The organism is Streptomyces sp. RLA012, assembly GCF_056270325.1.
Map to the genome: position 1 here is coordinate 11,191,995 of NZ_JBWDPA010000002.1, position 15,461 is coordinate 11,207,455.

At 69.1% G+C, this 15,461-nt stretch carries 14 protein-coding genes and 1 pseudogene; 6 read left to right on the forward strand and 9 right to left on the reverse strand.

The genetic code is table 11. The features are described 5' to 3' along the window. Positions 1–18: 18 nt before the first annotated feature. The 5 genes and pseudogenes from RV986_RS50895 to RV986_RS50915 form a co-directional block, all read right to left on the reverse strand. Positions 19–822 (reverse strand): hypothetical protein, encoded by an 804-nt coding sequence (locus tag RV986_RS50895; protein ID WP_475923910.1) that lies wholly within the window; start codon positions 820–822, stop codon positions 19–21. A gap of 93 nt (positions 823–915) precedes the next feature. Then, the gene (locus RV986_RS50900) at positions 916–2,277 is read right to left on the reverse strand and encodes an aminomethyl transferase family protein (RefSeq protein ID WP_475923911.1); all 1,362 of its coding nucleotides are present in this window, start codon (positions 2,275–2,277) and stop codon (positions 916–918) included. Between the two features lie 138 nt (positions 2,278–2,415). Then, a complete protein-coding gene (locus RV986_RS50905) occupies positions 2,416–3,591 on the reverse strand; it encodes an MBL fold metallo-hydrolase (protein WP_475923912.1) in 1,176 nt (391 codons plus the stop codon). A gap of 167 nt (positions 3,592–3,758) precedes the next feature. Next, the gene (locus RV986_RS50910; protein ID WP_475923913.1) at positions 3,759–4,691 is read right to left on the reverse strand and encodes a LysR family transcriptional regulator; all 933 of its coding nucleotides are present in this window, start codon (positions 4,689–4,691) and stop codon (positions 3,759–3,761) included. A gap of 398 nt (positions 4,692–5,089) precedes the next feature. Next, positions 5,090–6,464, reverse strand: a pseudogene (locus tag RV986_RS50915) (IS1380 family transposase). Between the two features lie 210 nt (positions 6,465–6,674). Here RV986_RS50915 and RV986_RS50920 point away from each other — a divergent pair. Then, on the forward strand, positions 6,675–6,806 hold the full coding sequence (locus RV986_RS50920) for a hypothetical protein (RefSeq protein WP_475923914.1): 132 nt from the start codon (positions 6,675–6,677) through the stop codon (positions 6,804–6,806). A 198-nt stretch (positions 6,807–7,004) separates the two neighbouring features. On the opposite strand, the gene istB is transcribed toward RV986_RS50920, so the two are convergent. The 3 genes from istB to RV986_RS50935 form a co-directional block, all read right to left on the reverse strand. After that, positions 7,005–7,796, reverse strand: coding sequence for an IS21-like element helper ATPase IstB (istB, locus tag RV986_RS50925; protein ID WP_475923915.1), 792 nt, complete (start codon positions 7,794–7,796; stop codon positions 7,005–7,007). Continuing rightward, the gene (istA, locus tag RV986_RS50930; RefSeq protein WP_475923916.1) at positions 7,796–9,343 is read right to left on the reverse strand and encodes an IS21 family transposase; all 1,548 of its coding nucleotides are present in this window, start codon (positions 9,341–9,343) and stop codon (positions 7,796–7,798) included. The genes istB and istA overlap by 1 nt, the downstream gene beginning before the upstream one ends. 153 nt (positions 9,344–9,496) lie before the next feature. Then, positions 9,497–10,813 (reverse strand): ice-binding family protein, encoded by a 1,317-nt coding sequence (locus tag RV986_RS50935; RefSeq protein ID WP_475923917.1) that lies wholly within the window; start codon positions 10,811–10,813, stop codon positions 9,497–9,499. A gap of 684 nt (positions 10,814–11,497) precedes the next feature. On the opposite strand from RV986_RS50935, the gene RV986_RS50940 reads away from it, so the two are divergent. The 3 genes from RV986_RS50940 to RV986_RS50950 all read left to right on the forward strand — a co-directional run bounded on the left by RV986_RS50940 (position 11,498) and on the right by RV986_RS50950 (position 14,290). Then, on the forward strand, positions 11,498–12,241 hold the full coding sequence (locus tag RV986_RS50940; protein ID WP_475923918.1) for an IPT/TIG domain-containing protein: 744 nt from the start codon (positions 11,498–11,500) through the stop codon (positions 12,239–12,241). Positions 12,242–12,445: 204 nt separating this feature from the next. After that, the gene (locus RV986_RS50945) at positions 12,446–13,501 is read left to right on the forward strand and encodes an IPT/TIG domain-containing protein (RefSeq protein ID WP_475923919.1); all 1,056 of its coding nucleotides are present in this window, start codon (positions 12,446–12,448) and stop codon (positions 13,499–13,501) included. 243 nt (positions 13,502–13,744) lie between these two features. After that, complete coding sequence (locus tag RV986_RS50950) at positions 13,745–14,290, forward strand: Ig-like domain-containing protein (protein WP_475923920.1); 546 nt, start codon at positions 13,745–13,747, stop codon at positions 14,288–14,290. 168 nt (positions 14,291–14,458) lie between these two features. On the opposite strand, the gene RV986_RS50955 is transcribed toward RV986_RS50950, so the two are convergent. Continuing rightward, positions 14,459–14,656, reverse strand: coding sequence for a hypothetical protein (locus RV986_RS50955; RefSeq protein ID WP_475923921.1), 198 nt, complete (start codon positions 14,654–14,656; stop codon positions 14,459–14,461). Between the two features lie 92 nt (positions 14,657–14,748). Here RV986_RS50955 and RV986_RS50960 point away from each other — a divergent pair, with 92 nt between their 5' ends. Together RV986_RS50960 and RV986_RS50965 are read left to right on the forward strand one after the other, a co-directional pair. Next, complete coding sequence (locus RV986_RS50960; protein WP_475923922.1) at positions 14,749–15,027, forward strand: hypothetical protein; 279 nt, start codon at positions 14,749–14,751, stop codon at positions 15,025–15,027. Next, a complete protein-coding gene (locus RV986_RS50965; protein ID WP_475923923.1) occupies positions 15,024–15,404 on the forward strand; it encodes a helix-turn-helix domain-containing protein in 381 nt (126 codons plus the stop codon). Before RV986_RS50960 ends, RV986_RS50965 begins: the two co-directional genes overlap by 4 nt. Positions 15,405–15,461 lie beyond the last annotated feature (57 nt).

Consider the following 15,461-nt stretch of genomic DNA (forward strand, 5'->3'; position numbering starts at 1 on the left):
CGGGCGGACCGTGAGTGCTCACTCGGTGTCGGTGTAGTCCAGGAAGTCGGCGACGGCGGGGATGCCGCGACGGCGGGCGAGTTCCTTGCGCAGGTCTTCCAACGTGCTGGTGCCGCGCGCGGAGGTGACGCCTCCCATCCGGTCGACGGCGTCATGCGCGGTGGCCACGGCGGCGTCGACATCACCGAGACCGAGATGGGCTTCGGCGAGCCTCGCCAGGTAGATGGCGTGACCGCGGGGAAAGGCGTCGCCGTTGTACGCCTCCTGGCTGGTGTGGACGGCGGAGGCTTCCAGGAAGTGGACGACGGCCCGTTTGGGGTTGCCGAGGCTGAGGGCGGAGCTCCCGATGAGCTGGTGGGTCTCACCGAGGTTGTACCAGTACACGCACGGGAGGTCGTCCTCGATCGGTCCGGCGTGCTCGTAGGCGTCCAGCGCGGCGTTGGCGGACCGGTCGGCGGCCCGGCTGTCGCCGGCGTGCGCGTGGGCCCGGCAGGCGCGGGCGTGGAGCATGGAGGTCAGGCGGGCTGATCCCGTCCTCGGTGCCTGCGACAGGGCGGCTTCGACGAGGTCGACCGCGCCGCGGGGGTCGCCGGTGTAGTAGTGCTGGATGGCCCAGAACGCGAGGGTGTTCGCCGCGGCCACGTGATCGTCGGCGCTGGCGGCGGCCCGCAGGGCGGTGGAGTAGTGCCGTTCGGCGGCAGCCGCCTTACCGCTGTCGTAGGCCGTCCAGCCCGCACTGCGGGACGCTTCGGCCGCCGCGGCGAACAAGCGGCGCTCCACACCTTCGCCGAAGGACGCGTTCTTGAGAGTGGCCCTGATCATGCGGAGTTCGGTGGCTGCCAAGGCGCCGCTCGAAGTGGTCGGGGACGTCGTCGCGAGCCCGGCGACTTCCGGTGCCTCGCTGCTTCCGGTGCCTCACAGCCTGGTGACGTCCGTCCGGCGGTTGTCCGGTTTGAAGGGCAGCGTGGTGACGGTCGCCCGGATCTCCCGCTGTGCCGTTCCCGGCCTGCCCCAGAGGACGACGACCTCCGTGCCGGGCGTCGCGCACGCGGGATCGATGACGCACAGCGAGACGGTGGCGCGCAGATTCGGGCTCAGGGCCCGGCCGGTGGACACTCCCACGAGGCTGCCGGACAGCAGGACCTGGTCGAAGCTGGGGCCGCGCCGGCGGGGGAGGTCCATCTGGTCGGGGGCCTCGGCGTCGTCCAGGAGCGAGGTCAGGACGCCGCCGACATCCTGCTTGTTCCACAGCAGCCCCACCAGCACGCGGCCGGGAGCGCCGCTCGCCGCGTCCGCCGCCAGTGCGTCGCGGCCGAGGAAGTCGCGGTCGGGGACGCCACGGCGAAAGCCCCAGCCGAGTTCACCCGGCTTGCGGAAGTAGTCGGTCACCCCGTTGACGGGGACGAAGCTGCCGCCCGGTGTCCCCCTGCGGAACTGCCTCGGCGCACCGGGCGTGAGAATCGACGCCGGCAGGTAGTCGAGCCCGTTGGTCGCGATGCCGGCCTCGATGTGCTGCGCGGGCTGGGCCCGGAAGCCGAGTTGCTGGATGCCGAACCCCTGCCCGGTCGCCACGACCGCGGACCAGATCTCGTTCGCGTGGTCGGCCGGACCGTGCAGCTCGTAGCCCAGCTCGCCGGAGATGCCGGTACGCAGCACCCGCACCGGCACTCCGCCGACCTGTGACATCCGGCTCCGGCTGAAGCCGATGTCACGGAGGCTCTCTCCGGTGACCTTCTCCAGCGTGAACAGGGACGCGGGGCCCTGGATGCCGAAGATGAACTGATCGGGGCTGATGTCGGACGCCTCCGCGTCCCAGCCGCCCTGACCGAGCTGCCAGAGCAGCCAGTCGCAGCTCCCGGCGGTGTAGACGAACTCCTCGGGGCCGAGCCGCAGGAGCACGCCCTCGGACGCGATCCAGCCGTTCTCGTCCAACTGCACATGGTGCTTGATCTGGCCGGCCTCGAAACGGGAGAGATCCCGCATGCCCAGCCGACCGAGGAAATCCAGGGCCTGTCGGCCGCGCACACTCACCTTGTGCAGCGAGGTCCAGTCGCCGACGTAGCACGATTCGACATGGGCGAGGGCTTCCTCCACCCAGCCCGTGTACTCGTCGGGGAGGAGGATCTGTGCGAAGCGGCTGAAGGTGCCCCGCCGGTTGCCTTCGTCCTGGGCGGCTGCGGCCGGGCTGAACAGCGCGGGCCGTTCCGTGATGAACGGCGCCTCACCCAGTTCGAGGACCGCTTCGTATGTGGCGCGCTGCTGCGCGGCTGTGTCCATTCCCCACTCCCACTGCTGCGCGTCGATGAAGCGCACTGGATCGATTTGGCCGGACGGTTGAAGATGGCACCGACATTTCGGGAACCCTTACGGCACAAGGCTGTTGAGGCACCCCCGGTCGATCGGCGGACCGGTGGCTCAGTAGTGGCGGCGCGAGCCCTTCGGCGCCACCGGAATCCGCATCAGGTCGGCGCCCAGCACCATCGATCCGCCGAATTCCGCGCGGCGCGCGCTGTCGCGCAGGAGCCGCCGCCACTTCGCGTCGGAGACCACGGTCGACTGTCCCGGGCCGAGATGCGTGGCGACCAGTGCCCTGGCCCCGGACTCGGCCGCGATCCCGCCGAGTTCGGCCACATCCGTGTGCGTGGACCTGATGTGGTCGATCAGGGCCTGCGGAAGCCCCAGGCTCGCCAGCCCGTCGGGGTAGATCGCCTCGTGCACCAGGACGTCCGCGTGGCGGGCCAGCCGTACGAGGTTCGGGGCCGGGGCGGTGTCCCCGGAGAAGACGACGCTGCCGTGGTCGGTGTCGAACCGGTAGGCGTAGGAGGGGAAGACCGCACCGTGCGGAACCAGGACGGCGGTGACCTTCACGTCGTCGTTCTCCATGACCGTGAAGGGCGCCATCGCCGGAGCGGTGTGCGTCGCCGAGGCGCCGACGCCGGACGGCGGCAGCACATCGTGGACGTTCAGCAGCGTGGCCGGGTCGAGGCCCGCGTGCTCGGCCATGAAGAACGTGGGGGACGCGGCGTACGCCTGCCCGGCGAGCCTCGTCATCTCCACGGTGCCCGGTATCGGTCCAGGAGCGCCGCTGACGGTCGAGACGATCCCCGCGGAGCCGGGGCCGTAGACATCGACCGGGTTCAGGAACCCCTGGCCGCCGGCGGCGCCCGCCGACAGCAGGGGGAAGGCGTAGTAGTCGACGATGTGGTCGGCGTGCAGATGGGTGAGGAAGATGCCGGCCAGCGACGGCATCGACAGCCCGGCGCGCAGGTACTGTGTCACCGCTCCGCGGCCGCAGTCCACGACGTACGTCCTGCCGTTCACCACCAGCGCCGACGAGATGCCGTACCGGTCCGCCAACGGTGGCGGCCCACCATTGGTGCCCAGCAGAGCGAGGGACAGGCCCGGACCGGCGGGCTGTGCGGCCGCGGCGGCCGATGTGGCGCCCAGCAGGGGTACAGCGACGGTGGCGGCGGCCATCGCGCCGAGCATCCGTCTGCGTGACGTCTTCGTCGTCTCGGTCTCCGTCTCCGTCTCCGTCTCCGTCTCCCGGGATCCCTGGGAGACCGAGACGGGTTCGGCGCAGGTGGACATGCACGACGGTTCGGCTGTGGATTCACATGCACACATGGTGAGCGGCCCCTTTGCGGCTCGGACGGCATGGGCCGGGCCGGCGTTCGCGAGTCCCGTGGCGAGCGCCGTTCCCGTGAGCGGTTGAGCGGTAGAGCAATTGAGTGGTGCGGGGGCTCTCGCGCCGTGGGTCACCCGGTGGGTGCGTGGATCCCGTTCTCGATGGCGGGGATGGGGTTCTGCGTGAACCACCGAGTCAGGAACGCCAGGAATACCGTGATCTTCCTCGGAGTGGCCTGGCCGGGGCCGTAGATCGCGTAGAGCGGGCGGTCCGGTACCGCCATCCCGGGCAGGAGTGTCTCCAGCGCCCCGGACATGAGGTCGTCGTACGCGGAGCGCTGCGGCAGCAGGGCGATGCCGCGGCCCTGGACGGCCGCCTTCTGCAGGGCGATGTAGGAGTTGGACGAGAACGCCACGTTGCGGATCTTGTGCAGGGTGGAGCTGTGTCCGTATCCCAGGCGCCAGACCGGGTCATTGATGTGCACGAGACAGTCGTGCGCGGTCAGGTCGTTCGGATGGGAGAGGGGATCGTGCAGATCGAGGTATGTCTTCGACGCGCACAGAACGAAGGGGAGGGACGCGATCTTCTTGAGACGGACGCTGGAATCCCGTAGGTCCCGTGTGTGGAAGGCGATGTCGAATCCGCTGTCCAGGAAGTCGTACGTCCGGTCGGAGAGCCCGCCCAGTTCGAAACGTACGAGGATCTTCGGATGGGCGGTGGAGAAGGCGGCGATGGCGTCACCCAGATCAAAGCTGCCTATCCACTTGGGGCAGACGATGTTGAGCGCCCCTTCGGCCCGGTCGTGCCGCTGGGCGATACCGGCCTCCTCCGCCTTGATCTCCTCCAGGATGCGCGCGGCGAACTCGGCATAGCGCAGGCCCGGTTCGGTGAGGTTGACCGAGCGGGCCGTGCGGTTGACGAGGCGGACGCCGATCTGCCGCTCCAGCTCCGCGACATGGCGTGAGACGAGTGATCCCGATGAGCTCAACGCCTTGGCGGCTCCGCTGAAACTGCCGATCTGCGCGACGGTGACGAAACTGCGCATGAGGAGCAGACGATCCATGGAATTTCCTCCAGTCGTCCATGGCTCCGGTGTCCCTCCGGGCCAGGTCGAACATGGGTTGGTACGTCGTTCGCCCCGAGGCGGGGGCGGCTCCGGGCGACGACCGGAACCGGCTGATCCGATCTCGTACGGGCTCAGCTAGAACGTTCTAGTGGTGACGCTAGCAGAAGCGGCCGCCCCTCACGAGAGCCCGGAAGCGGGGAATTTTGGAGTGGAGGGGGGACGTGGTCATGGCGGGGCGCACAGTCGCCGCCGTGGCGTTCCAGTCACTCTGTGTTTGCGCGGTGCGGTTTTTCTGCGCCGGGGCAGGTCGAGGGCCCGCTTCTCGCGTCGGGTGGGCGCCGGGTGCCACTGCCCGGGGTGGTCGTGCGAGTTGCTGAGACGGTCGAAGTGGCTGGTCAGCCTGGGTCCGGTAGGGCGTGAATCCTGTCGATCGCGTGGGTGATGACGTGATTCCAGGGCCATCGGGCAGGCACGCGGAGCCAGTGGCGGCGGCGGGTGGTCACGAGTTGCCCGGCGGCGGAGAACAGCCGGAAGCGGAGCCTCTTGGGTTCCCAGCGGCGGATGCCGCCGGTCATCGCGAGCATCGGCGTCCAGGCCAGGAGGTCAAGCGCGATGGAGATCATCTCCAGCCAGATCGGGTTCTGGGCGCTGTCGTGCAGGGGTAGGTTGCACAGGCCGGTGTCGCGGGCGCCTCGGATGCGGTCCTCGCAGCGGGCCCGTCTGCGGTGACGCAGTTCCAGGTCGGCGAGCCGGCTGCCTTTGGTGTTGGTCGCGAAGCAGGTGAGCCGGTTGCCGTCGACGTCGGTCATACGCAACTGGGCGCCGGGTGCGGGCGTTCCTTGCGGACGATCAGCCGCATCCCCTTCGGCCAGGTGCTCAGGTCGGGCATGTCGGTGATCTCTGTGACCCAGGCGCCGGTCCGCCCGGTGCCGCCCGCGTCGTAGGCCGGCGTCCAGGCTGTCTTCGGGATTTTCAGCAGAGCCTGGTGGATGGCGTCGGTGATGGTCATTCCGATGGAGTACGAAAGCCACCGGCCCGGCCGGGTGAGCCGGTCGAGGAAGGCATGAGTGCCGCCGACGGAGTCGGTGCGGATGAGTGTCTGCCGTCCCCGCCGCAACGGTCTGAGCAACTGGGCCAGGGCGAGCAGGGTGGTTTCGATGTGGTCGGCTGCGGTGTTGGAGCCTGCGTTGCCGGGCCGCAGCAGGGCGGCCACCGGCTCTCCGGATCCGGTCTGGCCGTGGTCGAGGAACGCTACAAGTGGATAGTGGCCGAAGGTCTTCTTCCAGGTCGCGGTGGCGTCCTGCTTCCCGGAGTGGGCGCGGACCAGCATGCCGTCGATGTCCACGGTCACCTGCCCGTCGGCGGCCGGAGCGCTCGCTCCGGCCAACTTCCAGACCCGCGTGTGGACTTCGGCACGGGCCGAGCGGATCGCGGTCAGGGCCTTCGGGCCGGACGCGGCCAGGGCGCCGATGAGGCGGGAGACGGTCGGATCGGAGGCCACCGGTCCGAACACCTCGGGCTCGGCACGCAGCGTCGCCGCGTCCGCCAGGCAGTCCCCGCCCAGGGCGACCACGAGTGCGGCAGCAGGACCTTGCCCGGGTCGTGTACCGCCCGCGGCTTGCCCTACGGCGCCAAGGCTGCCGATATCGCGCCGTCCAGACCGGACTTGCGGACCGTCTCGACCAGCAGCACCGCCCCGGCCTGCGAGACCACCGAGCGGCCGCCGCACTCGACACGGACACGCGGGTAGGACCCGCTACGCTTCTTCACCTGAGGAGTGCAGTTCTCTTGACGACGACCACGACCCTGGACAAGTCCCCTCATCCAAGGTCATAGGCACTCCTCGCCTCTGTGGCCACGCTTCGGGCTGCCCCCCTCGTGAAGGCGCGAGGGTGACTGAGGTCTCTGTCGAACCCGGGGCGGTTCAAAGAGGTGGCGGTCTTTTCGTACCTGGTCGCGAGGCCACGGAACCCCTTCCTGATGGGTGAGTTCATGGCGGCGTATCGGGAAGCGCAGGAGATGTCCGCCTTCGCGATCCTGCTCATGTGCCGACTCGACCACGCAGAAGACGAACTCAACGCCCAGGCTGCTCAGCCTGCCGCGAAGCCGTGAGCTGTCTCGTGGCACAGCATCCGCCTGCTCCAGCCCCAGTGGGGCAGTGGCGCAGCCCGAGGGTGAGGTGCCTGCGGCGGGCACCTGTCAATGGCCTTGAAGTTCTCCCCGTAGGCGGCCAGGAGTTCTCCCCGCTGGCGGCCATGTGGGCTTCCCCGGCGGCGGCCAGTTATCTCCCCGCCGTGGGTGGTGTGGTGGTCAGCTGAAGGGCTTGACGCCCTGGCCGGAGGTGGCCTGTGCGAGCCGGAAACTGTCACCCTGGGTGACGACGATGTGGGCGTGGTGCATGAGCCGGTCGACGGTGGCCGTGGCCAGGGTCTTCGGCATGATCTCGTCGAACCCGGAGGGGTGCAGGTTGCTGCTGACCGCGAGCGCGCGCCGTTCGTAGGCGGCATCGACCAGCCGGTAGAAGCCCTCGGCGGCGTCGGGGCTGACCGGGAGGAGGCCGATGTCGTCGACGATGATCAGGTCGGAGCGGATGATCCGGGCCAGGGCCCTGGCGATGGAGTCGTCGGCGCGGTGGCGGCGGACCAGCGCCCCGAGGTCCTCGATGGTGAACCATGCGACCGTCATCCCGGCCTCGACCGCGGCTTGGCCCAGGGCCTCGGTGAAGTGGCTCTTCCCGGTGCCCGAGGGTCCGCAGACACAAAGGCTCTCGCGGCGGCGGACCCATTCCAGGGTCTTGAGCGCGTCCTGGGTGGCGCGGGGGATCGAGGACGCCTGTTCGTCCCAGTCGCCGAAGGTCTTCCCGGCGGGGAAGCCTGCTCGCTTGCGGCGGGTGTGCAGGTTGGCGCGGTCGCGTCCGGCGGCCTCCTCGGCCAGCAGGACGCGCACGACCTCGGCGGGGTCCCAGCGTTGGGCCTTCGCGGTGGGGATCACGTCGGCGAGAGTGCGGCGGATGTGAGGGAGTTTCAGGCGGCGGGTGAGGTCGATCGCCTCGGCCAGCGGGTCGCCGGTGGAGCCGTGGACCTGGCGGAGCGGGGTGGCCATCAGATGCGGTCCTCTTCTTCGGTGCTGTTCGTGGTGTCGGTGCTGGATATGGGGGCCGGGGTGGTGCCGAAGGCGGCCCAGGCGGAGGTGCCGGGCTGCAGGCTGTGGGTCTCACTCGCGCGAGTGGGCTCGGCGGCGTCGCGGCCGGCCTGGTAGTCGAGGATGGACAGCAGGTCCTTCTCGGCGAAGCGGCCGGTGACCGCGGCGGTGCCCAGCGCGCGGTCAACTGCCTGCGGAGAGTACAGCTTTGACAAGGTGACGGCCTCGGCCATCTTGGCCTTGACGCGGCGGGTGCCGGCGGTCGCGGCCTCGATGAGCCAGGTCGCGGCGCCGGGGCCGATCATCAAGAACGCGGCCTCGGCGGCGCTGGTGGCCTTCGGGGTGCGCTCTGCGTCCTTGTCCTCGCGCTGGGGGTAGTGCTCGGCGGCGATGACCGGGGAGCCGGGGGTGCCGCGCCGGTGGCGGGCGACCTCGGCGGCGGTGCCGTCCGCGCCGACGGCGGTGACGACCAGCTCGTCGCCGTGGAACCGGGCCCAGACCCGGGTGTCGATCAGCTCGTGCGGGACCGAGTAGCGCACCGCCTCCACCGAGATGGTGGCGTCCCAGTTGACCCGGCGGGTAGTGCCGAACGCGACGGTGAACGGCTGCCGGGGCAGCGGGTGCAGCCGCTGGCCTTCCTCGGCGAGCATCTCGGCCGGCGTGCGCCGGGTCGCGCGGTGCACCCGCGCGTTGACCTCGGTGCAGAACTCGCGGCAGGCGGCCTCCAGTTGGGCGAACGTGCGGTACTCCTCCAGCAGGTTGACGTCCCTGGGGACCAGGTCGGCCTTGGCGATGCGGACCGTGGCCTCCGATCCGCCCTTGGTCTCCGGGTCGGCCGGCAGACAGGTGCGGATGGTCGTGCCGTAGTGCCGGGCGACCTCGACGATCTCGGGGTTGCGCACCGCGATCCCGGCGATGTGGTCGGTGGTGACCGTCTTCTCGTTGTCGGTCAGCACGAAGGCCGGGATCCCGCCGATCCTGCGGAACGTGGCGTCCAGGCAGGAGGTGACCGTGGGCAGGGTCTTGTCCCAGATCGGGATCACGACCCGGAACCTCGACCAGGCCAGCCACGCGCACCACAGCGTGGTCTTCCGCCCGCCGATCACCGGGCCGTCGCCGAAGTCGTACTGCAGCCACAGCCCCGGCTCGGTGATCCAGGGCCGGTAGATCCTGCGTCGCCCGGCCAGATACTGGGCCTTCGCCTCGGCCACGGTGCGGCGGGTGGTGCGCTCCCCGCCGGTGAAGCCCATCGCAGTGATGCGCTTGTGGACCACGTCCGCGCGGATCTTGCCGCCGGAGCGGACCACCAGCTCCTCGATCTTGGGCAGGTAGGCGTCGATCGCGCGGTCCCGGTGCCGGCGGGCCTCGGGGGCCTGCCCGGCCGCGCGCATCTTCACGTAGCGGGCCACCGTGTGGTGGTCGCACCCGGCCAGCTCGGCCGCCGCGCGGTAACTGCCCGTGAGGTCGTATGCCTCCAGGATGTCCATGATCTCCCTGCTGTTCTTCACCCGCCCGACTCTCGCCGACCGGGATCTGGATCTTGTGAGCGGGGAGATATCTGGCCGTACGCGGGGAAACCGCTGGCCATCAGTGGGGCCGTAAATGGCCGCCTATGGGGAGTTTTCCACGGCCGCCGTCAGGCACCCGGCCAGGTGTGGTTATTACCAGGAGCGGGTGATGTCGTTGGTGTCGAGAGTGACCGAGCCATTGATGGCCAGGGCCTGTCCGTAGATGGTGACGCCGGCGTTCACGGTGATCGATGTCAGGGCCAGGATTCTGCCCGTGAAGGCGGTGTCGGTGCCGAGAGTGGCTGAGCTTCCGATTTGCCAGATCACGTTCCTGGCTGTGGCGCCGTTGATGAGGAGCACGCGGCCGGCCGTTGCCGTGGTCAACGTGGATCCGATTTGGAAAACCCATTCAGCGTTGCGGTCGCCCTGGGCGTCCAGGGCGAGCGTGCCGGTGAGAGCGAGGGACGTGGGGGCGTGGTAGACGCCGGGAGTCAGTGTCAGGCCGCCGACGTCTCCGGAAATGTCGGCGTCCGGGAGCTGGGCGACGGCGGTGTCGTAGGCGGCGATGAGATCGGCGTGAGCCTGAAGGGCGTCAGCGTCTGTGATGTGGATGGTTCCGTGAACCTGACCGGGCGGGAATCCGGTGACGGACACTCCCGGGCTCACCCCGAGATCCCCGGTGACTTCGGAGGGGCCGGTGTTGGTGACCGACGCACCGCCCAGCACCGCGAAGCGTCCCAGATAGGTGTAGGCGTCCGAAGCGGTCGCGGTGCCGCCGAGGGTGATGACGGAGACGTCGACCGGGCCGAGTTCTCCCGCGGGGAGCAGGGCGTGGATCTCCGTGTCGGAGGCGATTCGCCAGGAGAGGGCGGGCGTGCCACCGAAGGTGACCGCAGTGGTGTAGGAGAACGCGGTTCCGGTGATGACGACGAGATTGCCCCCGTCCACCGGCCCTTTGTCCGGGGTGAGAACGGTGATGGACGGCGAGTTGAGATAGGTGTAGACGACCCCACCGGCGGTTCCGCCCCTGGTTCGTACGGTGATCGTCACCGGACCTGCGGAGGCGGCCGCGGGGACGGTGACAGTGAGTTGACCGTCGGAGTCGACGGTGAAGGCGGCGGCCTGCGCACCGAAGAGGACCTCGTACGTGGTGTAGAGGCCGAGCCCCGTGAGGGTCGCCGTGTTGCCGCCGGCCAAGGGGCCGGCGGGCGGCGGAGTGAGGCGGAAGGAGGGTGGCGGCAGGTAGTAGAAACTGCCGACGACGCCCGTTCCGCCGGGGGTGGTGACCGAGACCGGGACGGGGCCGTGGCCGGAGGGGGTGACGGTGGCGGTGGTGGAGTCGCTGAGCACCGTGAAACTCGCAGCCCGGCGGGTGCCGTAGAGCACACTGGTGGTGCCGGTGAAGTGGCTGCCGGCGAGCGTCACCGCGTCGCCCCCACCCGTGGATCCCTGATTCGGTATGACCGCCATGGGGGCGCTCCCTGAGTCTGTCGGCCGATCGGCCGATCGGCGGGCTGCGTCTTCGGCCGGTCCCTTGCATCGATGACCGCAGTGGTTCTCTCTTCGGAGTAGCCCACTGGTCCACGGGACGCGGCAAGGGTTGGGGGCATATGTCACTCGAAAGAGGTACGTGTTCGCAGGCGCGTATCCAGCCGCCACTGCATGCCTCGCAACGACTGCTTCCGGGTCAGAGCAAGGCCGTTTACTGGGGCCCTAGCTTCACCACCGCAACAATCTCGGATGGTGCAAAGAATTGACATATGAACAGATCTTCGTCAAAACGCCGCTAATGCGCCCCGTTTTCACGCCGTGGCGCTCACCTGAACGGCTGATTCTGCGACGAAAGCCTTGTCGGCGTGTGACTCTGCTGGGTTGATTCTCGTGTCCGTATCAGCGGCATTCGAGTCCGCAAACAGACACGGGAAAGCCCCCTGATCAGGCGGCAGTTTACGCCTGACGGGCTGTGATTCTCGACAGGCCCTGCGCACAGCGCCGACGGCTGCAGACCGTCGACCGGGCATCGGCGCAAGGCCATCGAGATGCCACTTGGCCAGTGGACACGAGAGCCGACTCGCCCTCATCCGGGACGTAAGCGGACCGAACGCCCCATCACTGCTCGGCAATGTACCGCATGCCGAGCAAGGAGGAACACTCATGCCTATCAGCCCGAACCAAGGATCCAGCGGCGGCGGCACACTCGTCACGATCACCGGCAGCAACCTCACCGGTACCACCGCCGTGCGCTTCGGTACGCGACTCGCCACCTCCGTCACCAACGTCTCGCCCACCCAGGTCACCGCAGTCTCCCCCTCCGGCACCGGAGCGGTCGGCGTCACCGTGACCACCCCGGGAGGGACGAGCAACCCGATCCCGTTCTACTACGTCGGGGCGCCGTTCAAGCAGTCCCTCAGCCCGGCCTTCGGGTCGACCGCGGGCGGCGACACCATCACCATCAACGGCACCGGATTCTCCAGTGCCACCAGCGTCTCCTTCGGTGCCAACACCGCGGTGCCGACGGTGGTGTCCGACAGCAAGCTCACGGTCGTCGCACCGGCCGGCGCGGCCGGCTCGGTCGGCGTCAGCGTCACCACGGCCGGCGGCACCAACAACGGGCTCTCGTACACCTACGTCGCAGCCCCGACGGTGACGGCGGTCGTCCCGGCAGAGGGACCGGAGTCCGGCGGCACCGCGGTGACCCTGACCGGCACCGGCTTCACCAGCACCAACCAGGTCACCTTCGACGGCAACCCGGCACCGTTCACCGTGATCTCCGACACCTCGGTGTCGGCCGTCACGCCTCCCGGCACCGGCGGTCCCGTCGACGTCGTCGTGACCAACGACGCAGGCAGCGCCATCCTCGCGGACGCGTTCACCTACATCGCCGGCCCCGGCATCTGACCGGCCCTCAGCGGTCGGTCTCTCAGCGGCCGGCCTGTCCGGAGCGGACCTGGTAGCCCGCCAGGGCCCGTTCGTCTCCAAGCCCCCGGCCCGGAAACCCCACCTGGGCCGGGGGCCCCACTGCCCACCTCTCAGCAGAGGCAGGGCACTCCGTCAGCTCTCTCTTCGACCCTCCTGGCCCGCCCGACACTCTACGGAGACATCGTGAAAGACAGCGCCCCCGTGGCGGGAGCAGTCCGGCCCACCGCCGTCATCGCCGCCGTTCCCGTTCTCACCTCGGTCGTACCCGGTACGGGCCCTGCGGCAGGCAACAACGACGTCGTCCTGACCGGCAGCGGTTTCGTCGGAATCACCGCCGTCATGTTCGGCACCAAAGCGGCCCTCGGCTACACGGTCAACTCCTCGACGCAGATCACCGCAGTAGCCCCGTCCGGAACCGGCACCGTTGCCGTGACCGTCAAAACGCCCGGCGGAACCAGCAACTCGGTCCCCTATATCTACGCGGCACAACCCTCCCTGACCGCCGCGTCGCCGAGCCAGGGGCCGTCCTCGGGCGGCACCACCGTCATCCTCACCGGGACCGGCCTCGCCGGGGCCACGGCAGTCACCTTCGGCAGCACACCCGCCACCAGCTACACCGTCAACTCCCCCACCCAGATCACCGCCGTCGCCCCCGCAGGAACGAGCGCCGTACCCATCACCGTCACCACGCCCGGCGGTACGACCGGTCCCGTCTACTTCTTCTACCTCAACGCGCCCACCGTCACCACCGTGTCGCCGAGCCAGGGGCCGTCTTCGGGCGGCACCACCGTCGTCCTCAGCGGGGCCAACCTCGCCGGGGCCACGGCAGTCACCTTCGGCAGCACACCCGCCACCAGCTACACCGTCAACTCCCCCACCCAGATCACCGCCGTCGCCCCCGCAGGAGCGGGCTCCGTCGCCGTGACCGTCACCGGCCCGGGCGGCATCAGCAACTCCGTCATCTACACCTACGTGACTTCACCGGTCCTCGGCTCCCTCACCCCCACCCAAGGGCCCACCGACGCCGGAGCCGGAGTCACTCTCACCGGCAGCGGCCTGGCCACCACGACCGCCGTTCACTTCGGTGCCGCACCCGCGGCCTTCAACGTGCTGTCCGACGCCACGGTTGCCACGATCGCCCCAGCGGGGACACCCGGCCCCGTTTCCGTCAACGTGACCACGATCGGCGGCACCAGCAACTCCCTCACCTACACACGTGTCACCTCTCCCATGATCTAGGCGTGTCGCCCTCGAGCCCGCTTGGGCGACAGGGGGACCGCTCCTCGCCCTCGGAGGTCCTCCGCCGGTCGTTCCTGGTCCGGGCGCGATTGCTTCGACGCCGGGCGAGCTTGCCGACATACAAAGGGACCATTGCGCATAACCTGGCGTCCGCGAACCGTGCTCCCTGCCTCGCCGTGCCTCTGGCCCAAGTGGGTTGACTGGGCCCAAGCCTCCCCGGAATGCGAGAATCTGCGGCGTAACGTGACGCTCCCAGACCAGTCATGGCAGAACTCCGCCCTGACCGATCAAGGAGCCGAAACCGTGAGACGTTGGCAAGACCGAAGAATGTGGAAGACCGGCACCATCCTGGCGCTGGCCGCCGTAGTGGGCCTCGCTTCGCCGGCAGCGGCAGCTGTCGACTCGACGACGACGGTCACAGCATCACCCTCAGCAGCAAACGTCGGGGTACCTGTGACACTGACCGCGACCGTGATCTGTGACGCTGACCCCACCGAAGGTCTCGGCGTGACGTTCTTCGACGGAGGCGACATCCTGAGAACCGTGTCCGTCGGCGCGGGCGGACAAGCGGAGCACACGGCCTCCTTCACCACCACCGGCACTCACACCATCACCGCCGCATACAACGGCAACGACAACTGCTTCGCTTCGAACAACACGACCACCGTCGTAGTCTCAGCAGTGCCCGTACCCCCTACGCCACCTGCGAACGGGTTCTGCTTCCTCGCCTGCGGCGGCCTGATCGGTTTCACGGTCGGTGACATCAACAACAACATCAACGTGCACTGACCCTCCTGACGGCTCAGCAGCGTTGACCCGGCACGGGCACACGTTCCGCGTTCTCTCCCGCAGGGGAATGCTACGCCGGACATCACTCCCCACCTGCAGCGAGCACGGTGTGTGCTTCAAGGGCGAGCCGGGAGTCTTTCTGTAGGCGGGCATGCTGGGGGCCGGCTGTCACGCCGCAGTGACCGCGACCCGCGCCCAGTTCCTGGGCCTGCTCCGCAGCAACCGGCGCACCCCGGTCCTCGTGCGTCTGGCCGACGGCTCGTACGTGTCGGTGATCGGCACCGTGAAGGTGCGGGTCATCGACGCGCAGATCACCGTGACCTGCGCCGACGGCACGGTCTTCACCGGGGCATACCGCCTGGCCACGAGCCTGACCGACCCCCGCCGCCGCGCTGGCGAGCCTCTATCACCAGAGGTGGGAACACGAATCGGCGTACTACGCCCTCTTCCACACGCTCATGGCCGGGCGTGTCCTGCGCTCCGGCGACCCGGCCGGCGTCGAGCAGGAGATGTGGTCACTTCTGAGGCTCTACCGGGCACTGCGGACGGTCATGGTCGATGCCGCCGAGTCCCTTCCGGGCACCGACCCGGACCGCTGCGGGTTCGCCATTGCCTTCCAGACCGCCCGCGACCAGGTCATCCAGGCCGTCGGCATCGTCACGGCGAACTTCAACGAGGCCGGCCTTATCGGGCTGCGGGTTTTGGCCGGCCTGCTCCCGCCCCGACGCCGGGAGTGAGCACCCACAAGGTCACATTACCGATCTCCCGCTACAGCGAGCGACAGGACGACGGACACCCCGACGCCAGCAGCACCGTCACCGTCCTCGACATCACCGTCCTCGAACCCCCGCAATCGCAGCCCTTGCTGCCGACCCGTTTCCGCGACTACCGGCACACCGCCCCCACCCAGCGACGCAGGCGCAGGATCCTGACCCTGCTCCAAGAAGACCCCACCCGCCTCTGGCGCCCCCGCGACATCGCCGCACACTTCGGAGGCGTCACCCTGCACACCATGTACAGACAGCTCTCCCGATGGGCCGAGACCGGACTCGTCCACAAGATTGGCCCCGGCCTCTACGCCGCCACACCATGGACCTCAACTCCCCCTGCATGACCTGCGAAAACGCCAACTACCCGGCCTTGGGTCAAGCCCCATCTCCGCCGGAGCCCA